Source organism: Indibacter alkaliphilus LW1 (assembly GCF_000295935.2).
GTDB classification, from domain to species: Bacteria; Bacteroidota; Bacteroidia; order Cytophagales; family Cyclobacteriaceae; genus Indibacter; species Indibacter alkaliphilus.
Genome location: NZ_ALWO02000033.1, coordinates 158,623 through 179,390, shown reverse-complemented (window position 1 = coordinate 179,390; position 20,768 = coordinate 158,623). Strand labels below are relative to the sequence as shown.

General features: G+C 41.3%; 16 protein-coding genes. 15 read left to right on the top strand and 1 reads right to left on the bottom strand.

Features of this window, described 5'->3' with window-relative positions:
* The first annotated feature begins 216 nt into the window (after positions 1–216).
* From A33Q_RS21555 to A33Q_RS10825, 7 genes are all read left to right on the top strand, one after another.
* Positions 217–753, top strand: a complete 537-nt coding sequence (locus tag A33Q_RS21555) for an ester cyclase (protein ID WP_009033992.1) — start codon at positions 217–219, stop codon at positions 751–753.
* 214 nt (positions 754–967) lie between these two features.
* Entirely contained in the window at positions 968–1,477 is a 510-nt protein-coding gene (locus A33Q_RS10845) for a YybH family protein (protein ID WP_009033991.1), read from the top strand.
* A 21-nt stretch (positions 1,478–1,498) separates the two neighbouring features.
* Positions 1,499–1,639, top strand: a complete 141-nt coding sequence (locus tag A33Q_RS22185) for a hypothetical protein (RefSeq protein ID WP_016255099.1) — start codon at positions 1,499–1,501, stop codon at positions 1,637–1,639.
* 111 nt (positions 1,640–1,750) lie between these two features.
* Positions 1,751–2,263: a hypothetical protein gene (locus A33Q_RS10840; protein WP_009033990.1), complete on the top strand. Its 513-nt coding sequence runs from the start codon at positions 1,751–1,753 to the stop codon at positions 2,261–2,263.
* Positions 2,264–2,347: 84 nt separating this feature from the next.
* Complete coding sequence (locus A33Q_RS10835) at positions 2,348–3,517, top strand: DmpA family aminopeptidase (RefSeq protein ID WP_040490384.1); 1,170 nt, start codon at positions 2,348–2,350, stop codon at positions 3,515–3,517.
* Positions 3,518–3,576: 59 nt separating this feature from the next.
* Positions 3,577–4,527, top strand: a complete 951-nt coding sequence (locus A33Q_RS10830) for an alpha/beta hydrolase (protein WP_009033988.1) — start codon at positions 3,577–3,579, stop codon at positions 4,525–4,527.
* An 84-nt stretch (positions 4,528–4,611) separates the two neighbouring features.
* Positions 4,612–5,052 (top strand): nuclear transport factor 2 family protein, encoded by a 441-nt coding sequence (locus A33Q_RS10825; RefSeq protein ID WP_009033987.1) that lies wholly within the window; start codon positions 4,612–4,614, stop codon positions 5,050–5,052.
* A gap of 440 nt (positions 5,053–5,492) precedes the next feature.
* On the opposite strand, the gene tnpA is transcribed toward A33Q_RS10825, so the two are convergent.
* Positions 5,493–5,939, bottom strand: coding sequence for an IS200/IS605 family transposase (gene tnpA / locus A33Q_RS10820; protein ID WP_040490359.1), 447 nt, complete (start codon positions 5,937–5,939; stop codon positions 5,493–5,495).
* Positions 5,940–6,892: 953 nt separating this feature from the next.
* On the opposite strand from tnpA, the gene A33Q_RS10810 reads away from it, so the two are divergent.
* The 8 genes from A33Q_RS10810 to A33Q_RS10780 all read left to right on the top strand — a co-directional run bounded on the left by A33Q_RS10810 (position 6,893) and on the right by A33Q_RS10780 (position 20,767).
* Positions 6,893–8,197 (top strand): APC family permease, encoded by a 1,305-nt coding sequence (locus A33Q_RS10810; RefSeq protein WP_009033984.1) that lies wholly within the window; start codon positions 6,893–6,895, stop codon positions 8,195–8,197.
* 44 nt (positions 8,198–8,241) lie between these two features.
* Positions 8,242–8,685, top strand: a complete 444-nt coding sequence (locus tag A33Q_RS10805) for a DUF4440 domain-containing protein (protein ID WP_009033983.1) — start codon at positions 8,242–8,244, stop codon at positions 8,683–8,685.
* A gap of 4 nt (positions 8,686–8,689) precedes the next feature.
* Positions 8,690–9,466, top strand: coding sequence for a hypothetical protein (locus tag A33Q_RS10800; protein ID WP_009033982.1), 777 nt, complete (start codon positions 8,690–8,692; stop codon positions 9,464–9,466).
* A 2-nt stretch (positions 9,467–9,468) separates the two neighbouring features.
* A complete protein-coding gene (locus A33Q_RS10795) occupies positions 9,469–10,248 on the top strand; it encodes a hypothetical protein (protein WP_009033981.1) in 780 nt (259 codons plus the stop codon).
* 12 nt (positions 10,249–10,260) lie between these two features.
* Positions 10,261–11,151 carry an alpha/beta hydrolase gene (locus A33Q_RS10790; RefSeq protein ID WP_009033980.1) on the top strand — a complete coding sequence of 297 codons (891 nt, stop codon included), beginning with the start codon at positions 10,261–10,263 and terminating at the stop codon, positions 11,149–11,151.
* Positions 11,152–11,194: 43 nt separating this feature from the next.
* Positions 11,195–11,329 carry a hypothetical protein gene (locus tag A33Q_RS22495; RefSeq protein WP_016255095.1) on the top strand — a complete coding sequence of 45 codons (135 nt, stop codon included), beginning with the start codon at positions 11,195–11,197 and terminating at the stop codon, positions 11,327–11,329.
* A 221-nt stretch (positions 11,330–11,550) separates the two neighbouring features.
* The gene (locus A33Q_RS10785; RefSeq protein WP_009033979.1) at positions 11,551–11,934 is read left to right on the top strand and encodes a response regulator; all 384 of its coding nucleotides are present in this window, start codon (positions 11,551–11,553) and stop codon (positions 11,932–11,934) included.
* Positions 11,935–11,968: 34 nt separating this feature from the next.
* Positions 11,969–20,767 carry an ATP-binding protein gene (locus A33Q_RS10780; RefSeq protein ID WP_009033978.1) on the top strand — a complete coding sequence of 2,933 codons (8,799 nt, stop codon included), beginning with the start codon at positions 11,969–11,971 and terminating at the stop codon, positions 20,765–20,767.
* The last annotated feature ends 1 nt before the right edge of the window (position 20,768 follow it).

Genomic DNA, 20,768 nt, shown 5'->3' with positions numbered 1-20,768 from the left:
ACTCTTTCGGGAAAGTAATCCTGTTCATTGGGGAAGAAAAAGGTGCGTTTCGTCCTAAGTTAAAGCTTTGCCACCATTGATTTTCCTATCTTACCATAGACAGGTATGCCCATGTTTTATCCCTAACCTTCAGCTTATGAGAAAGACTACACCATTCAATCATTTATTCCGGTTTGCCTTTTTTGACTATATACATCTTGGAAAAATCAACGGGGAATGGAAGATCATCAATATTTTATGGGCATGGAATTGAAATATTTTCAAATGAAAAAATCACGCTGTGCAGTCCTGATGCTTACCGCCTGTATGTTTATAAACAGTTGTAGTTCATATAAACAAGAAATAGACCTGGACGCTAATCGCGATGTGGTAAGGCATTATCACCGGATTTGGACCGACGGAAAAATAGCCGAATTGGATAAAATATTGGCATTCGATTTCGTCTGCCACTTTATAAACGGGATTGAGTGGAAAGGAATTGAAGGAGCAAAATATTCCATTTCAAGTCATAGAAAAATATTTCCGGACTGGAATGAAGAAATAGTCGATATGGTAAGTGAAGGCGACAAAGTGGTAACACGATATAAATCGACAGGCACTCATCAGGGTGCATTCGAAGGACTTGACTCTACCGGTATTAAAGTAACCATCTATGAAACTTCCATATACAGAATAGCGGATGGTAAAATAGCAGAGCAATGGGGTTTTCCTGATGCATTAAGTTTGAAAAATCAACTCTCAGGAAAAAAATAAAAAGGGCTTAGTCCTTGATCGGTTTCTAAATTTATAGATAAGTACTTAATTAGTTTGAGTAATTAAGTTTACAGGTTTTCGGAGCATCGATGTTTTAGTCAAATAATTATCGGAAGGAAGAGAAAACGAAAAATTGCGAAAGCATAAAAAGGTATGATGAAAACTTTTAAGCCATTAGTCAATTGTTAGCATCAATTATTAAAACCAACCAATTATGAATAAACCAATCTTTAAAATTCTTGCATCTATTGGCTTGCTTATCATAGGCTTCATAGGAGGTACATGCTACAACAAATCTACTGATCAATCCAAAAATGAAATAATAACAAGCGGTTCTGACTTTGAAATGATTCAAGAGGTAACGAACGAATTTGTAACCGCCTGGATCAATGGAGACGCTGAAGGGTGTGCCAACACATACTCGGAAAATGCTGTATTTATGGTTCCAGACCAACCATCATATCACGGAAGAGCCGCGATTAAAGATCGTTACGAAGAAATGTTTAATCAGAGGAATGATTCGACTCGAATAGAAATGACCGAAACTGTAAAGGAAGTAATTGTTCTTGACGATTGGGCTGTAATTAGAGGTTCTGGCTTTGAAACAAGAGATTCAGAAGGGGCGAGCGGAACTTACAAATGGATAATATTGAGTAAGAAACAACCAAATGGTAAATGGGAGTCTGTATGGGATATTTTTAACGATGTTGAAGACATAAAATAACAGTTGCTAACCAAAAAAATTATGAACCGAACAGCATTCACATTAATCGCATTTCTTCTTCCGTTTATCGGCATTTGTCAGCAAGCTGAAAGAGATTCAATTAGAGTTTCCTATTTAGGAGAAAAATTTGCAGATGCAATTTATTTGCTGAATAAGAAATAAACTGCTGCCATGGTCAATTTGGTCGTAGATTACATGGATTTGGACGGGAAGTAGCAAATAAAATTAAAGGATAATTGCAACTCATAACATTTATATAAAGACAAAATCTGGATGATGATAAAAAACATAATACTCCCAATCCTATTGTTAACTGGCCCTCTTGTTTTCGCTCAAAGTCCAAAAGACAGATACGCTCAAGATGTACAATCCATCGATGCCATTATTACTGCTTACTATGAAGTGGTTTCAGGATCAAGTGAAGACCCTTGGCAATTTGAACGAGACCGCTATATCCACTCCCAAAATGCCATAATTACCAGATTAGATGAAAATGGAAAAGCGGAATCGCATGCTTTGGAGGCGGAATATATCCCGCTTGCTTTATCCCCAAAGCAAGATTTTTATGAGATAGAACTGAAAAGAACAGTAAGCCAGTTTGGAAATATAGCACAGGTTTGGAGTGCTTTTGAGATCCGAAATGATCCCAAAATTGAATCCCCTGTACGTGGATTGAATAGCATTCAGCTCCATTATGAAAATGAGAGGTGGTGGATTGACAGTTGGACTTGTGAAATGGAAACTGAAAGAAGTCGGGTGGTCACAGAGTTTATGGCCGACAAGTAAGGAGTTCACCTTTAATCGGTTTGGATAAGTTTAATTTTCTATAAATAAACCAAATAGAAACGACTAAAATTTAAAATGAAATATATGAACCGATTATTTTTAATTTTCCTCTTAATCTTAATTTGTTATCCATCCTTTGGCCAGAAACCCCGAGCAAGAGATTTGGGGATACCTCTTGAAGGAAAAACAGGTGAATTGAATGCCATCACCGATGTCAAGGGCATTGAAGTTGGGCATACCACGCTGATATCAGGAGAAGGAGAATTGGTCGTGGGAGAAGGTCCCGTCCGGACGGGAGTAACGGCAATTTTCCCAAGAGGTAAAACTTACGATCCGGTTTTTGCAGGCTGGTATAGTCTCAATGGAAATGGAGAAATGACAGGAACCACATGGGTGGAAGAATCAGGCTTTCTCGAAGGACCGATTGCCATTACCAACACCCACAGTGTCGGCGTGGTACGTGATGCCGTGGTGGAATGGCAATTTAAGAATAAGCACTTTGACCCACTTCCTGACGAACTCGATATATTTTGGTCTTTGCCTGTAGTTGCTGAAACTTATGATGGAGACTTGAATGACATCAATGGTTTTCACGTCAAAAAAGAACATGTTTTTTCAGCATTGGATAATGCACAGGCTGGCCCCGTAGAAGAAGGAAATGTCGGTGGGGGTACAGGAATGATTTGCCATGAGTTTAAAGGTGGAATTGGCACATCCTCACGGGAAGTAGTGATTAATAATACCATGTATACATTAGGGGTCATCGTGCAAGCCAATTATGGAACACGTAAGACGCTGACCATCGCGGGGGTCCCATTAGGCAAGGAAATTTCCGATCGGCAAATCCAATGTGATCCATTAAAACGCCTAGAAGAAAGAGGGTCCATCATTGTAATAGTGGCCACAGATGCACCCTTACTTCCCCATCAACTGAAAAGGCTTACCAGGAGAGTCCCTATTGGAATCAGTAGGCTGGGCGGATATGGAGGAAATGACTCGGGTGATATTTTCATCGCTTTTTCTACCGCCAACGAAGGTGCTGCCCACCGGGTAAATAATCAGCAAGTTAATATGCTTCCCAATGACAAAATATCTCCTCTTTTCGAAGCAGTTGCTCAGGCTACCGAAGAATCTATTTTAAATGCACTTGTCGCTGCTGAGACCATGGTTGGGAAAAACAATACTACAGTCTATGAACTTCCTGAGAATGAAGTAGTAGACATCTTAAAAAAGTATGGAAGAATAAAAAAATAACGTGGTATTTACTTCGAAAAACTTCAAAAATATATTTAGAGCAAAGAACCATTACTGCCATGAAAATAACCACATCATACCTGATCCTTATATTTTCAATAATTCTCTCCTCCTGCTCCAAAAAATTGACATCCATAGCAGACCTGTCGGCCACTGAAATGGAAACAGTTTACAAAGTATTGAAAGATGTCTCCTACGGTTCAGATGCAGAACAGGTGATGGACGTTTACCTTTCTCAAAATGCTACATCCTTTGGTAAACGGAATTACACTATTGTCTTCCTTCATGGAGGAGCTTATTATTTGAGCGACAAAAGTCAGGAAGAAAGGTACATAGAACCTTACCTGAGGAAAGGCCTGAATGTAGTCAACATGAATTATCGCTTAAAAAGAGGAATTCCATTGGCCACAAGTGACTTGACCAATGCCCTGAATTTTCTCAAAGCCAACAATGCTGACTATAGTTTGAATCTGGACAAGGTGATTGTGACCGGCTTTTCTGCGGGGGCGCAAATTGCCACGAATGTAGGTTTAGGACAAAACAACCCATCCTTTCCGGATAAATTGAATACGAAAATAAGCATTAAGGGTATCATAAACTTCTCCGGTCCTGTAGATGGCTTAGATGTTATAGAAAAAATATTCATAGATCACGAATACGAGCTATTTAGTAATGCCGGTAAAGCGCTCTTCCCCTCAGAAGGCTATACCAGCAATGAGGTATTATCTGTTTATGCACCAGTTAGCTACTTTGATGCCAATGACCCTCCTATTTTTCTTTGGCATGGAGGCCTGGATGACCAGATTCCGCCAGCAACTTTTGAGCAGTTTGTTTCCCTCATGAGGAAGGAGAAAGATACCAGGATGTTTATCCCTAACGGAAAGCATAGTCCTACAGAGGAAGAATTAGCCACTGCTTATGTGGAAATATTTAGATTTTTAGAGGGATTATATAGTAAATCCAATACCTGCCGGATTGCACAAATACCCTTGATAAATCATGAAATATGAGACAAGAATACGAACCCCAGAATTGGATAAAGAACGACAGCAAAAGCCAGTCATCATCTTATTATTAAATAGCAAACCATAACTATGAAAATAAAATCAAATTTTCTAATAATTCTAACAGGTTTAACGCTTTTCTCCTGTTCTGAGAAAATAGATTATGAAGCAGCCAACGCCTATATTTTAAAATCTGCACAAGAATGGGCAGAAGCGATAAATGAGGGCGATTCTTTAGTAATTGATAAGATTGTAGCAGATGACTTCGTAGGGGTAAGTTTAAGGGGTGATCTTTATGACAAACAAACCTTGATTCGTGAGTCTAAAATGAAAGCCAATCAATCTTACAAACCCAAGGTTTTCAATGTTACCATAAGATTTTACGGAGAGGCTGCTGTGGCACAGGGTAATGAGACCTGGACAAAAAAAGCCGACTCTACCAGCACAACCAATATCTGGACAGATACCTGGATATACAGAGATAAAAAGTGGCAGATAGTAGCAGCACAGGATTTAAAATTGAATCCATAAAGATTGTATTATCATGCCGAAAGAAATAAAAGAGGAGACTTCGGCTTTGATAAAAATTTGGAAAGATGCCATCAACATGAAAGGATAGGGATTTTAATATTAGATCACACCTGGCGATGTGTGGCTAATTACATTCAACTACTTTGTAGTTGATGGATCGAAATATCCCATTAATCTTAGATCCACACAATTCTTGTGTGGCTAATCATATTTAACCACTTTGTGGTTGTAAATTTCTTATCCATGAATCCTAAATAATTTGCAGACGTGACGGGGAAATCAAGATAACACTTTTAAAATAATTGGCTCATCTTGATTCCCAAGGGGAATCAATTCGATTAGCCCCACATACCAATGTGGGGTAAATAATGATAACCTGTTCATGATCTTCTCAACTCTGAAGGAGTTGAATTTCAAAAAACGGCCTGATCAACATGTTATCAAAACAAATATTTCTCATCAAACTCAATCCCGTTCTCTTCCAAAACCCTTTTATATTCCGTGATAAAATTAATTTTTTGATGATGTTCCTGTTGGTTTTTGATGTATTCGATCAGATTGTTTTTTGAAGAATAATTGACAGAGAATGCGCCGTACCCTTTTTGCCAGCCTTCAAAATGATCAAATAACCTATTCCTCTTTATCATATCTGAACTGGCCAGTTTGATATTCTTGATCAATGATGAAACCGGAATGGCGGGGTGAATATGTGTGAAAATATGAATGTGGTCTTCCATCCCATTGATCCGATAGAGATGACAGTTTTTGTTTTTGAGAAGACCCAAGATGAATGCGAACAATTCAGACCGTCCATTTTCTGAAAGAGTTGGTTTACGTTGATGAGTTGAAAATACGATGTGGTAGAGGAGTTGCGTGTAGGTGCTCATAGTGAAAAATTGTATGGTTAAAATCCTTCTTGAGTGAATTTAAAAATTGATATTCAGATGTCAGTAAAAATAAACGGATAATTTTGGGAAGGTCTTTCAAATTCAACCCCTTTAGGGTTGAAAGGATAATTGGATATGGTTATTTCAACCACATATCATGATATGTGGCTAATCGAATTCAACCACTTTGTGGTTGTTAGATGGAATTGGACCTTCAATTTTGGATCTTAACGTCATCTTGTTCGGTAAATCAAATTCAACTCCACCTGTAGGAAGACAGGCCCAGCAGGGTTGAAAGGATAAATTCATTCCGTGATTTCATGACCACACATGGCGATGTATGGATAATCAGATTCAATCACTTTGTGATTGATAGAATAAAAAAGGAAGGTCAATTTTGGATCCACACATTTCGTATATAGCTAATCAAATTCAACCCTGCCTTCCGTTAGTCAATTACTTTTTGGTTGTTTGTCTGGTGTGGATGACAATTTTTAGGTAATTCCTTATGATCCAACCTGCCATGGTAGGGGAAAAGTTAGAAAGCCTTTGAATTGATTGGTTTGTTGTGATTCCTAACGGGAATCAATTCGATTAGCCCCACATGCCAATGTGGGGTTGAGAATGGATATGCATACCTGGTTTTCCCAACCACAACGTGGTTGAATTTGAAAAAACCTGATTTACCAAAACACAACCAAAACAAATACTTCGGATCAAATTGAATCCCCTTCTCCTCCCAAACCTTCCTTCGGGAAATAAATCCCCTCATTGGGGAAGAAAATCCTATGCTTCGTCCTAACTCGACGTTCTCGAACCATTGATTTTTTTATCTTAACCTCAAATGCATTCATCAACTAAGATCCTTTTCAAGGATTACAAGAACAAATTGCATTGGTATTTAACTTAAACATGGTCAAAAAATCCATCCATCCCCATTTTACAACCCCCTTATGCAAACCACCCAAGAAGGATTAAAAAGAGAAGTCGGCGTATGGGGACTTTCGGCCAATATTGTCAATATCATGATCGGTGCCGGCATTTTTGTATTACCGGCGATCATCGCCGAAACTATGGGGGCTTCAGGGGTCTTGGCTTACCTGTTTTGCGGATTGCTTATCGGGTTGGTTACGCTTTGTTTTGCGGAAGCCGGAAGTAAGGTCACCCATTCCGGAGGAGCTTATGCCTATGTAGAGACCGCATTTGGACCGTATCCTGGATTTTTGGTTGCCATCTTTGGTATAATTGGAAATATATTTGCGAATGCGGCGGTTTCCAATGCCTTGGTGGAAATCATCGGATTGGTTTTTCCCATTTTTAAACAACCTGCAATGAGGGTCACTTTTTTGTTTATTCTCTTTTCAGGATTGGCTGTTCTTAATATTATCGGAGTAAAACAGGGAATTGGATTAGTAAAAATCATTACAGTTGCCAAATTGATTCCCCTGATCCTTTTGATTGTAATAGGATGGAAAGATGTGCAATGGGCCAATTTAGCTTGGGAGACCGAACCGACCATTCAAAATCTAGGGGAGGCTTCCCTGATTTTATTTTTTGGATTTATGGGCGTGGAGGTTGGATTGACCATAGGTGGCGAAATCAAAAATCCACAAAAAACAGTTCCCAGAGCAATTTTTATAGGGATTTCGGGTGTATTATCCTTATACATTCTGATCCAATTGGTTTCTCAGGGGATTTTGGGCAAGGATCTGCCAAATTTTACCGAAACACCTTTAGCAGAAGCAGCGCAACTTGTTTTTGGCCCTGTGGGATATACCCTGCTTTTTGTCGGGGCCGGAATATCCATGTTTGGGATGATCAGTGGTTCAGTTCTGAACACACCAAGAGTGATATTTAGATTGTCAAGGGATAACATGATACCTATCAGCAGGTTGGCTTCCATCCACCATCAATTCAAAACCCCTTATTTGGCAATTTTGATTTATGCGGGAATAGGATTTATACTCGCTTGTGTAGGGGGATTTAGAACCTTAGCGGTCATTTCCTCTGCCATGGCACTATTGCTTTATTTTGGCGTTTCGCTCTCGGTGATAGGTCTTCGAAGAAAGAAGTACTTGGACAATGGGGGTTTCAAAATTCCTTTTGGTTATACCGTTCCTATACTTTCAGCAGGGATCATCCTTTTTTTCCTTTCCAATTTGACTGAATTTGAGATTAGGGGAATGCTGACTTTGATTGCGGTTTTAACGGCTTTTTATTTTTTGGGAAAGGTCTATATAAAATTGAAGAATCGCTGAAAATCTGGATATTTTGATCAAATCAAAAAAAAAAATAGAAGAAAATGAAAATTTTGGTTACTCCCATAATCGTTTTGCTCCTTTTACTTCCGGAAATTTCTTTTAGTCAAAATGAGGAGATCTCTAAAATCCTATCCCAAAGAGAAGCTTCCAATCAGGCACTTCGTGCTTTTGATGAGGAGTTGAATGCGAGCTTTTCCACAGAAGATGCCTTGATCACCACCGGTGCAGGAACACTGATTTCCGGAAAAAAGGAATTGATGAAGTATATCCAAGAATCGACAGGCCCGAAGATGTATTGGATTCGCACTCCTGACGAAGTGTTGGTCAATCCCCAAACTAAGTTGGCCTGGGAAACGGGAACCTGGAAAGGATATGTAGAAGGGTCAGATAAGGCAGTAGTGGGAGGAAAGTACTCGGCCCAATGGACCAAAGCATCGGGGGTTTGGCTGATCCACTCGCAGTTGTTTGTCACATTGGAAAATTAAAGCTATGGAAGAGAATCAAGCCCCCGAAACTGAGAAAGACCTTTCCAACAAAGAGGTAATTAACTCCCTGAAAAAGAAGAACTGGAAATCCTATTTCAAGGAGTTCTTTATGCTTTTTCTGGCAGTCTTCTGTGGATTTCTTGCGGAGAATTACAGAGAGTCTTTGACTGCAAAAAAGATTGAAAAAGAATACATCCTCTCTTTGATAGAAGACTTAAAAACAGACACGACCAATCTAAGCGCATACATCGAATTCCGGGAAGAAAAGAGCATTTTGATGGATTCTTTGGCAGAAATGATGCTTTCCGACAACCGGAGTGTAATGGGGAATCAGATTTATTTTTTGGCCAGACAAGTATTTAATGAAAAGGCATTTTTCTATTCGGATGGTACCATACAGCAGCTCAAAAATGCAGGAAACCTACGGCTGCTTCGAAAAAGAAACGTCGTCAATGAATTACTTAATTATGAGAAAAAAGTCAAAATACTAAATGAATGGGATGAGAATGATAACCGGACCAAATCCACCTTTCGGGAAATGGGAGGGAAGGTCTTCCATTCCGCAGAATTGAACGCTACGATGGATTCAGAAATGAGATTTGTCATGCCGACCACCAATCCTCAATTGATCACAGCTGATTTTGGGGTCATCAATGAGATTGCTTTTCAAATCCACTATCTATCCAAAATGACAAAAGGCAATAGCCTCCGGGCGGAATTCTTAAAGTCTGATGCAGGCCGCTTATTGGAATTAATTCATTCAGAATATAAACTCAATTGACTATGGAAAAGCAGCCTTTAGATCAAGATCAGACTATTGAAGAATCCAATGCAATAGAGTCAAAGGTCTCTAAAAAGAGAAACTGGACATCCTATTTCAAGGAATTCTTTATGCTCTTTCTCGCCATCTCCCTTGGCTTTTTTGTGGAAAATCAGCGGGAAGCCTACGTCGAAAACAAAAGTGCCAAAGTCCTCGCGCAATCCATGTTGGAAGATCTGGAACAGGATAAAGTCGCCTTGAACTCAGCCATACGATTCAACAAAGAAAAAGAAGTCGAAATTTCATCTCTGTTGGAAATTTTCAACAGTCCCCAAAATACGTGGGATACTTTGGCCATCTACCGGAAAATGACAGCAACCTTCGCCACTTTCCCTTTTTCTCCCACAGATGGGACCTATACCCAAATGAAATCCTCCGGAACACTCCGATTCTTTGAACAGAGTTTGGTGAATCAAATGAATGCTTATGACAATCAACTTAGGAAAACCCTATTTCGGGACGAACTTATTGAGAAAGCGGAGTGGGAACTTGTCCCGTTAGGTGCTGAGATATTGAATTTTGAAGTGACGGGAGAGTTACGGTTCAACAAGTCTATCACCCGGGAAATGTATCTTAAAATTCCGGACAAACGAACCCTAGATATTTTCATCAACAAAATAGCCGTGGTTCGAACGATGATGGGACGGTCAATACAAGAATATGAAGCGCAGCTAGTTCAGAGTGAAGACCTCATCAAAGAGATCAGAGGTAAATACCAATTGCATTATGCCGATAATCCATAAATAAGGAATGATATGATAAAATTTTTCTTCACAATTTTCCTTCCAATAATTTTTATTATCACCGTTTCCTTTGAGGTGACGGCACAAAAACCTCCTGTCCCTGTTATCAATCAGCAGGAACAACACCTGTTCCACTCCACAACCAATGGAAAAAGTTACCATTTAGCCGTATCCCTGCCGCCAAATTATTCTGCTACAGACAGCTCACAGTACCCTGTATTATACCTCTTGGATGGAAGTTTTTCATTTCCAATTGCCCATGCTGCACGGACCCTTTTGGACATGTTTGGAGAGATTGAGAAAGTGATTATAGTTGGCATAGGAGATGAATGGGAGCAATCCTATTCTCCTTGGATAAGCAGTCGGTGGACGGACTATACCCCATCCGCTGATCCGGCAAGTGACTCCAATCCTGCTTTTTTAAACCTTTTTGACCTAAGGGAAGGAGCATTATTATCAGGAGGAGGCCCTGTTTTTTTGGATATGATCCAAAATGAAATTATCCCATTTATCGATGGACAATACAAAACCAATCAGGACAGAGGGATAGCAGGGCATTCCTTTGGAGGTTTATTTGCAGGTTATTGTTTGCTCAAAGCATCAAATACCTTCAGCAGATTTGGCATCAAAAGTCCCTCATTTTGGTGGAATAAGGATGAAATTTTTGCTTTGGAGCAGCTGTATTCTCAGCAAAACCAGGATTTAAATGCCAAGGTATTTATTTCGGTAGGAAGCAAGGAGGGGACAAGCATGGTCCCAAAGATGAAAGCTTTTACTGATTCCCTCCACAACCGAAATTACCAAGGACTAAAATTAACTTCCCATATTTTCGAAGATGAAACCCATAATTCAGTGGTAGCCGCTTCCATCAGCAGAACGATCAGGGTTTTGTATGGAAAATAACTTTAAGGAACAAAAAACATCTTTTTATAAAAGAACTTTGTAAATGCTAAAATTTTTCCGCAACCTGCCCGCAGGAAAGGCAGGAAACAGGGTCACCCGCTACTTTGTCTACGCGTTGGGAGAAATCATCCTTGTGGTCATTGGTATTTTGATTGCAAGGCCTATCAAAATCTCATAAAATCCATTTGGAACATGGGCTTCCAGATGCTTTTTTATGAGACATCATTTACCCCCTCTAAAAAATGTCTAATAATCTCTTCGGAAACTTTTTCAATACTTTGGGACAATAAAACACTGCTTTCGTCCCAACTTAATTTCTAGACACCTTCAATTTATTAATTTGAATGAATTAGTAAAAAGTAAATCTTTTCAATAAGCCAACATATAAATTTATTAAACATGAAGTTTTTAGTCGTAGATGATGAGAAAGATGTTGAAATGTTATTTCGACAAAAGTTCAGGAAAGAAATCAGAAGTGGTGCAGTAGAACTGGAATTTGCTTTTTCGGGTCAGGAAGCTTTGGATATTTTGGAAAATACCCAACCTCCAGAGGTAATGTATATTTTTTCGGATATCAATATGCCAGGTATGACAGGGCTACAACTACTGGAAAAAGTCAAAGAAAAATTTCCCGAAATCCAGGTAAGCATGATTTCAGCTTACGGAGATACAGAAAACCACGACAAAGCCATGAGCTCAGGTGCAAAGGAGTTTTTTATCAAACCTATAGATTTTAATACCCTCAGGAATGAAGTAGAACAAATGCTCAAAGAACAAACCTAAGCCATTTATCTTTTCGAATAAAATTCCCCGTCTCATGCAAAAAATATTAAATAAGGTGTCAGCTGCCAGAAAGATTTACGAGACCTATTGGGAAAGCTACCAAAACGGAGACTTGGAAACTTTTGCCTCCACTTTGGATGATACCTTTGAAATGATCGGCACCTCCGAAACTGAAGTCTGCCATTCCAAAACTGAAGGGATCGAATTTTTGAAAGCCCAACTGCATGAGGTAGTTGGTAAAGTAGAGATGCGAAACAGGCAAATTGATGTGATTCCTGTGGACAATTTGATGCTGGTCAATGAGCAATGTGATATTTATGTTTTTGTAGGGATGGACAAGTCTGCTGACAGAGGATACCTATCGGCAGGCAGGCAGGATTGGAATTTCTATTCAAAGATCAGGATCTCCACTTTTCTTAGTGAAACCGGATCAGGTTGGAAGGTCATCCAGCAGCACGGGTCATTACCGGATATGCGGGTGCAGGAAGGTGAAACCATGGCTCTGGAGAAAATCAGCAAGGAAAATCTCGAACTGCGTGACGCCATCAAGCGCCGGACAATTGAACTGGAGCAGAAGAACCGGGAGTTAGAGATAGAAGGGGCTTTGGAAAAAGTCCGGTCCCGATCTCTAGCAATGCATTCAAGCGATGAATTGACTGAAGTGGTCACGGTGTTCTTTGAAAAACTAAGTGACCTAAGTATTCCGGTTTCAGCTGTGGGCATTAGTATTAACATAGAAGGCTCAAAAGATCTGGATAATTATACGTGCGGAAAGGTAGAAAGCGGAATTGCCATCAATAACTACCGCCTGCCTTATTTTGATCACAGAATTGCCAATGATTTTTTTGAAGCCCGGGAAAAGCAACTTGATTTTTTTGTAGGCAATTATTCAAAGCAGGAAAAGGACAGTTTCTATGAATATGTAATTGAGCATACGGAGTTGAAAAATGAATTGACGGAGGAGATTAAGCAATTTATTTTTCAAAGCCTCTTTTATTCTATTTCAGTGGTATCCACAAAACACACCATGATTACGCTCAATGATTTTGAAGGAAAATCATTGGCGGATGGTGAAATAGATATTTTGAAGCGATTTGCAAAAGTTTTTGATCAGGCATATATCCGCTTCCTCGACCTCCAAAAAGCAGAGGCGCAGGCACGGGAAGCGCAGATTGAAGCAGCGCTGGAAAGAGTCCGTGCTCAGACCATGGCCATGCACAGCAGTGAGGATGTGGGGAAATGTGTTGTCAAAATGTTCAGTGAACTTACAGCCTTAGGGGTGGATGAAGGTACCCGATTCGGTATCGGCATCCTGAACCATGACAATGAAAACAATCAGCTTTGGACGGCCCGCAAAACCGGAGAGGAAGTCAACATGCATATCGGCAACATCGATATGGCTTGGCACCCCATGCTAAAGAGAGCCCGTCAGGCTTGGCTAGAGCAGGTTCCATTTCACAAGTATGTATTGGAAGGGGAAGATTTACTGAATTACTACCAAATGCTCAATAATGCCCCTGACTATAAAATTCAGATACCGATAGAAAAATTACCCAAAAAAGAAATACAACACTGTTTCATATTCGAGCATGGATTTTTTTATGCATTCACTCCCCGTGAATTTCAACCCGAATTAATTCACATTACCAAGCGGTTCAGTGCGCTTTTTGAACAAACCTACAGAAGGTATCTGGATTTGGTTAGAGCAGAAGGTCAAGCCCGTGAGGCAGAAATCGAGTTGGCGCTCGAACGGGTAAGGGCAAGGACCATGGCCATGCAGCACTCTGACGAACTCACTGAAGCTTCAGAAGTTTTGGACCGGCAAGTCCGCGAATTGGGTATCGAAACCTGGGGCTGTGCTTTTCATATTTATGCAGATGATCCTGAGGGTGACTATGAATGGTTTAGCAGCCGTGAAGGCTCTTTGCCATTTTACAAAACTCCCAGGGAAAATTTCTTCTTGAAATTTTACGAAAAAGGCAAAGCCGGAGAAACTTTCCATGTGGAAGAATTCTTAGGCGAGGATTGCAAAGTCCACTATGATTACCTGATGACTATTCCAGTCATGGGTGATGCACTTCGTGAAATTGTGGCTTCCGGTGCCTCTTTGCCCGAGTCGCAGTATGACCATATTGCTTTTTTCAAGCATGGGTTCCTCCTCTTCATTACCTATAAGCAGGTTCCCCAATCACATGCCATTTTCCAACGCTTTGCCAAAGTATTCGAACAGACCTACACCCGCTTCCTCGACCTGCAAAAAGCAGAAGCTCAGGCACGGGAAGCGCAGATCGAAGCTTCACTAGAAAGAATTCGTGCCAAAGCGATGTCTATGCATCATTCAGATGAGTTGGATGAAGTATTGGCCGTTTTATGTGAGCAGTTTGACACACTCGGTATTTTTCCGATGTCAACACACATGACCGTACTTGATATTGCCAAAAACAAATTTACCTTCAGGGAAACCGGAAAATTCGGAAACAGGAGTTTTGGCGAACAAACCGTTGCTTTGGACGCCATGGATACCTGGAAAGACATGGTGGAAAGTTGGAAAAGCGCCGAACCTTATTCCATCAACAGGCTGCATTTCCCAAAAGATACACTAGCTCAGGTTTGGGAAGTATTTCATGAGTCATTTGCTTCAATGCCTGAAGGTTCAAAGATTACGCCTGATGATTATCCGGATGGTATTTACCATACAGCAGGTAAGCATCCATTTGGTTACATAGGAATGAATCAGGTGCGACCTGCAACCGAAAAGGAAGAACAAATTGTCATAAAATTCGCCAATGAATTTGGAAGGGCTTACCAACGCTTCCTCGATCTACAAAAGGCAGAAGCACAGGCTAGGGAAGCGCAGATAGAAGCGGCACTGGAGAAAGTTCGCTCCCGATCATTAGCCATGCACAAGAGCGAGGAGCTGAATGAGGTGGTCTCCGTTCTTTTCGAAAAATTAAAGGAGCTTCAAATTCCATTTACAGCCATTGGCATCGCCACAAACATTGAAGGCTCAAAAGATTTAAATGCCTATGTCTGCGGTCAGAATGAAGCTGGCCTGGTCATCACTAATTATCGTCTTCATCACTTTGATAATCCGGTACCGAAAGATTTATACGGCGCCATTGAAGAGCAATTGGATTATTTTGTGGGCCATTATTCAAAAGAAGAAAAAGATGCCTTCTATAAATATGTAATTGAACACACTGCTGAATTCAGGCATTTGCCTGAAGATATCAAGCGCATGATATTCGATAGCACCAACTATACCATTTCCATGGTTGCGGTTAAAAATGCAGTGTTTAATGTCAATGATTTTGAAGGGAAGGTTTTAGCCGAAAATGAAATTGATATCATCAAGCGTTTTGCGCGGGTATTCGATCAGGCCTACACCCGCTTTCTCGATCTTCAAAAAGCTGAAATCCAAGCCAGAGAAGCACAGATTGAAGCGGGACTGGAACGGGTACGTAGCAGGGCAATGGCTATGCACAGCTCGCAGGAATTAAGAGAAGTGGCCATGGAGTTGAGAAAACAAATGGGGTTGCTTGGTCAAAAGGACCTGGAAGTATGTGCTATCCATTTGTATGGCGATGATAAAGATTCATTTGAATCGTGGAGTGCTATGAAATCACCGGATTCTGAAACTGAAATAGTTCAGACGCAGGCCAACTTTCCAAAAAAGGGTATTCGTATTGTTGATGAATTGATGCAACATTATTCCAGTGGAACTATGGATTATATCCTGGTGAATGATGGAGAAAAAATTGCGGAATGGTTTAAGGTGATGGAAAATAATGCACCGGAACTGCACGCATCCATTATGCACGCAATAGGTAATGCTTCAGTAAATAAGCTCGAAGCCAACTGGTCGGTTGCTGATTTTTCCGGTGGGGCGTTAGTTATGGTAACCTATGGCGAACCGGATGCATCATCACGAAATTTATTGCGTCGCTCGGCCAATGTGTTTGAACAAGCCTATATTCGGTTTCTCGATCTGCAAAAAGCTGAGGATCAAGCTAGGGAAGCTCAAATCCAATTGGCTTTGGAAAGAGTTCGAGCCCGCACCATGGCCATGCAAAAGTCCGAAGAACTTGCAGATGCAGCCTTTGTTCTTTTCGAACAGCTTAGAGCTTTGGGAGGCAATCTCTGGGGCACCGGATTTGGCTTGTGCCAGGAGAATGTTGAAAAGGATGAATTTTGGTTCGCCAATGAAAATGGGGTATTCCCACCTGTTGCTATTCCGAACACCACTGATCTTGCACATAAGCAAATGTATCAGGGATGGCTGAAAAAAACTGATTTTCTATCCATTGAAAAGTCGAGAGCTGCGCTCAAGGAGCATTATGATTACATGTTATCCTTACCGGACGTTAGGACTTTTTTCCAAAAAATCATTGACCAAGGACTTTCCTTTCCAGAAAAGCAGCAGTGGAATGCCGCTTATTTTTCAAAAGGCTATTTATTGATCATCACGCTGGAACCCTATCCTGAACCTGAAATCTTTAAGCGATTTGCCAAAGTATTTGAACAGACCTATACCCGCTTCCTTGATCTTCAAAGAGCAGAAGCCCAGGCTAAAGAAGCTCAAATTGAAGCAGCATTGGAACGGGTAAGATCCCGTAGTTTGGCCATGCATCATTCAACCGAGTTATCCGCTGTAGTAGATACGCTGCTGCGGGAGTTCACAAGTCTTGAATTCACCCTTACCTTCTGTATTATCAATTTGATCGATGAACAAGACATGAGCAATACGGTGTGGGCAGCTAACCCCGAAACCGGGAAAGACCCAGAATCCTATTACATGAAATTTGAAGATTATCCCTTTCATCATGCCATGTGGGATGCCTGGAAAGCTCAGAAAAAAAGATTTGTGTACACCATAGCAGGAGAAGAGAAAAAAACCTATGATGAATATCTTTATAATGATACTGAATTTCGACGTTTCCCGAAAAACGTTCAAAAAGCAAATAAATCCCTAGAACGCTATGTAGCCGGCTTTACATTCTTCAAGTATAGCGGACTACAAACAGTGAGTGTTAATCCTATATCTGAAGACGAACTTGAAATCCTCGAACGTTTTGGTAGAGTCTTCGAGCAGGCTTATACCCGCTTTCTCGATCTGCAAAAAGCAGAGGCACAAGCCAGGGAAGCTGAAATCCAATTGGCGTTGGAAAGAGTGAGAGCTAAGACCATGGCCATGAAAACCCAGTCTGATCTCCTCGGCATCATTGAGTTATTTGGCGAACAACTGAATGCTGTAGGTATAAGGTTTGATAACGTCACGTTTATCGAAGGACCCATCACAAAAAAAAGAGACTGGGATTTATGGAGCTATGCGCCGGAGGCAGAAAATACAACCGATAAAATTCTCATTCCTTACATAGAGACTCCATATTTCACAAAAACAGCAAAAGCTGTAAAAGAGTACCAAAAGACCGGCCAGCCAATCCAAGTAAAAACATTCACAAAGAAAGAGAAGAATGAATTTCCCGACCACTATTGGAAGCATGCACCAGTTGTGTCAGATGAATTTGTCAATTATGTTAATGCCACTCCAGGTTCAATAATAGTAGATGCGTTTTTGGAAGAGATAACTGTTTCTATGGTTAAATGGAATACAGAACCCTATACAGTTGAGGAACTTGAGATTTACGAACGCTTTGCAAAAGAGTTCAGGCAAACCTATATCCGCTTTCTTGATATCAAAAAAGCAGAAGCTCAGGTCAGAGAAGCTAAAATTGAAACCTCCCTTGAAAAAGTCCGCTCCCGAACCATGGGCATGCAGAACTCTGATGAATTGGCAGAAGTGGCCAATGTGCTTTTTGCAGAAATGAATGATCTGGTGCACAATCTATGGACTTGCGGATTTGTGCTGTGCGAAAAAGGTCGCGAAGAAGATGAATGGTGGTTGAGCCTGGAAGATGGCTTTTCTCGAGGCTTCTTTTTACCCAATGTAAACGATTATGCCCATGCCACACTTTACAAAGGCTGGCTTGAGGGAGATTCATTTCGGACGGTTCAGTTGGATGGGGATAAATTGCAAGAGCACTATGACTGGCTCATGGAAATTCCGGTTGCCAAAAATATTTTTGATGATATGGAAGCGGCGGGTATGCAACGGCCGGAATGGCAAAAATTGCATGCGGCCTACTTTTCAAAAGGCTATTTGGTCATCATTACCCGTGAGCCTTGCCCTGAAGAGGAGATCTTTAAGCGATTTGCAAAGGTCTTTGACCAGACCTACACCCGCTTTCTAGACTTGCAAAAAGCAGAGGCACAAGCCAGAGAGTCAAAAATTGAAACCGCTCTAGAAAAAGTTCGCTCCCGTACAATGGGAATGCAAAGCAGTGAGGAATTGCCTGAAGTAGCCAACCTGTTGTTTACAGAAGTGAGGTCGCTTGGTATCCCTGCCTGGAGTTGTGGGTACAATATTCTTGAAGAAGATAAAAAAACAGCTACTGCCTGGATGAGTAGCGAAGGAATCATGCAAACGCCATTTCAGCTTCGCTTGTTTGGTGAAGCATCTTTTGATGAAATGGGTGAATTCATCCCGAGTGATCATACAATGTTTGTTCAGGAACTCGGTGGTAAAGCGTTGGAAGATCACTATGCCTACATGAAAACCTTCCCCGACCTGCAATCTACATTTAAGAACATTGAGGAGCAGGGACTCTCTCTTCCCACCTATCAGATCAACCACCTCTGCAAATTCGGCCACGGATTTCTCCTGTTCATCACCTATGAGCCGGTTCCGGATGCCCATGGTTTATTTAAACGCTTTACCTCGGTATTTGACCAGACCTACACTCGGTTTTTAGATCTAAAAAAAGCTGAAGCTCAGACCAGAGAAGCACAGATCGAAAATGCCTTGGAAAAAGTCCGATCCCGGTCTTTGGCCATGCAAAGTCCTGATGAACTGATTGAGGTAGCGCAACTGCTTAGGGATGAAATGGGTGCATTGGGTGTAGAGGAATTGGAGACCAGCTCCATCTACATCCACGATGAAAGCAGCGGATTGACCCAATGTTGGTTTACCATTAAGAATCCGGATAACCCTGACAAAGCGATAACGGACCAAATGGATATTGACCTTCAGGGTACCTGGGTGGGCCGGAAGATGGATGAATTTTACCAGTCCAAAGCAAAACAAACTTCCATTCTGATGCAGGGTGAGGAAAGGATAGAATGGATCCGATATTGTGAAGAAAAATCTGACCTGTTTGGAAGCAGTAATTTTTATGGGGAGACTATTCCCGATCGTACCTATCATTTGTACAAATTTTCCAACGGCTATATCGGTGCCGCAGCTCCCGGAGAGATTTCAACAGAAAGCTGGGAACTTTTGAAAAGGGCCACAGCAGTATTCTCTTTTGCCTATACCCGTTTCAGGGATTTGCAAATGGCCCAAGCCAGCGCCCGAACCGCCATGCGACAGGCTTCTTTGGATCGGGTTCGCGCTGACATTTCATCCATGCGCAATGCCGATGATCTTGACAGAATTACCCCGCTTTTCTTTCATGAATTGACTACACTGGGTATTCCCTTTATCCGCTGCGGAGTATTTATTGTACATGAAAAAGAGAGAAATGTAGAGATTTACCTTTCCACATCTGAGGGCAAGTCCCTGGCAGCGATGAACCTTCCTTTTGAGGCAAATGAGATGACTGCCCGATCGGTGGAAGCCTGGAAAAGGGAGCAGGTGTATATTCAGCATTGGGACAAGGCTGATTTTATCAATTGGAGTAAATCCCTGCAGGAACAAGGACATGTCAAAGACCTTAAAACCTATCAGGGAACGGACGCTGCACCTGAATCACTTCATCTACACTTTGTCCCTTTTGCTCAAGGATTGCTGTATGTAGGTTCACCCAGAACTTTGGACGAAGAACAGATTGATTTGGTAAAAGCTTTGGCCAGGTCCTTTGCCATAGCCTATGCCCGGTACGAGGATTTTGTGAAACTGGAGCAAGCCAAAGCTGAAGTAGAATCGGCCATGAGCGAACTCAAAGCTACCCAATCCCAACTCGTCCAACAGGAAAAACTTGCCTCACTTGGGCAACTTACTGCCGGCATCGCCCATGAGATCAAAAACCCGCTGAATTTTGTGAATAACTTTTCGGAGGTGTCGATGGAGATGATTGAGGAGATACAAGACTCAAGACTCAAGACACAAGACACAAGACACAAGACTGAGGCTGATGAAATTGAGGATGAGATTTTGGAGGATATTAAAGCCAATTTGAAGAAAATACATGAGCATGGTTCGCGGGCAAACGGTATTGTGACTTCCATGCTCCAACACTCGCGAGGAGGTTCGGGGAAAATGGAACCTACGGACCTCAATGCGCTGATCAAGGAATATGTGAATCTTTCATTTCATGGCATGCGGGCAGGAAAGAACCCGATCGATGTGGATATAGAATTAGATCTGGATCCTGAATTGGGCAACGTCCCACTGATCAAAGAGGATTTTACCCGGGTGGTGATCAATTTGTGTAATAATGCTTTTGATGCCATGCGGGGGAAAAAGTACGAAGTACAAAGTACCAAGTACAATGATGGGGAAATTGTTGATGGAAACTATATACCAAAATTGAGGGTGACCACAATGCTTGAAATGAGTCGGGTTCGGATATCACTTGAGGACAATGGGCCGGGGATACCCGACGACATCAAAGACAAAATCCTACAGCCTTTCTTCACCACGAAAAAAGGCACAGAAGGTACGGGACTTGGGCTGAGCATTACGCATGATATCGTGAAGGCGCACGGGGGGCAGTTGGAGATTAAGAGTTCGCCTGGTGAGGGTTCCACATTTATCATTCAACTGCCAAAATGAA

What these genes read in the sequence shown, in the direction of transcription:
- A33Q_RS10810 (WP_009033984.1), top strand. Translation starts at nt 6,893, where the DNA reads ATGCAAACCACCCAAGAAGGATTAAAAAGAGAAGTCGGCGTATGGGGA.
- A33Q_RS10785 (WP_009033979.1), top strand. Translation starts at nt 11,551, where the DNA reads ATGAAGTTTTTAGTCGTAGATGATGAGAAAGATGTTGAAATGTTATTT.
- A33Q_RS10825 (WP_009033987.1), top strand. Translation starts at nt 4,612, where the DNA reads ATGAAAATAAAATCAAATTTTCTAATAATTCTAACAGGTTTAACGCTT.
- A33Q_RS10835 (WP_040490384.1), top strand. Translation starts at nt 2,348, where the DNA reads ATGAACCGATTATTTTTAATTTTCCTCTTAATCTTAATTTGTTATCCA.
- tnpA (WP_040490359.1), bottom strand. Translation starts at nt 5,939, where the DNA reads ATGAGCACCTACACGCAACTCCTCTACCACATCGTATTTTCAACTCAT.
- A33Q_RS10795 (WP_009033981.1), top strand. Translation starts at nt 9,469, where the DNA reads ATGGAAAAGCAGCCTTTAGATCAAGATCAGACTATTGAAGAATCCAAT.
- A33Q_RS10845 (WP_009033991.1), top strand. Translation starts at nt 968, where the DNA reads ATGAATAAACCAATCTTTAAAATTCTTGCATCTATTGGCTTGCTTATC.
- A33Q_RS10840 (WP_009033990.1), top strand. Translation starts at nt 1,751, where the DNA reads ATGATGATAAAAAACATAATACTCCCAATCCTATTGTTAACTGGCCCT.
- A33Q_RS10800 (WP_009033982.1), top strand. Translation starts at nt 8,690, where the DNA reads ATGGAAGAGAATCAAGCCCCCGAAACTGAGAAAGACCTTTCCAACAAA.
- A33Q_RS10830 (WP_009033988.1), top strand. Translation starts at nt 3,577, where the DNA reads ATGAAAATAACCACATCATACCTGATCCTTATATTTTCAATAATTCTC.
- A33Q_RS10780 (WP_009033978.1), top strand. Translation starts at nt 11,969, where the DNA reads ATGCAAAAAATATTAAATAAGGTGTCAGCTGCCAGAAAGATTTACGAG.
- A33Q_RS22185 (WP_016255099.1), top strand. Translation starts at nt 1,499, where the DNA reads ATGAACCGAACAGCATTCACATTAATCGCATTTCTTCTTCCGTTTATC.
- A33Q_RS22495 (WP_016255095.1), top strand. Translation starts at nt 11,195, where the DNA reads ATGCTAAAATTTTTCCGCAACCTGCCCGCAGGAAAGGCAGGAAACAGG.
- A33Q_RS10805 (WP_009033983.1), top strand. Translation starts at nt 8,242, where the DNA reads ATGAAAATTTTGGTTACTCCCATAATCGTTTTGCTCCTTTTACTTCCG.
- A33Q_RS10790 (WP_009033980.1), top strand. Translation starts at nt 10,261, where the DNA reads ATGATAAAATTTTTCTTCACAATTTTCCTTCCAATAATTTTTATTATC.
- A33Q_RS21555 (WP_009033992.1), top strand. Translation starts at nt 217, where the DNA reads ATGGAAGATCATCAATATTTTATGGGCATGGAATTGAAATATTTTCAA.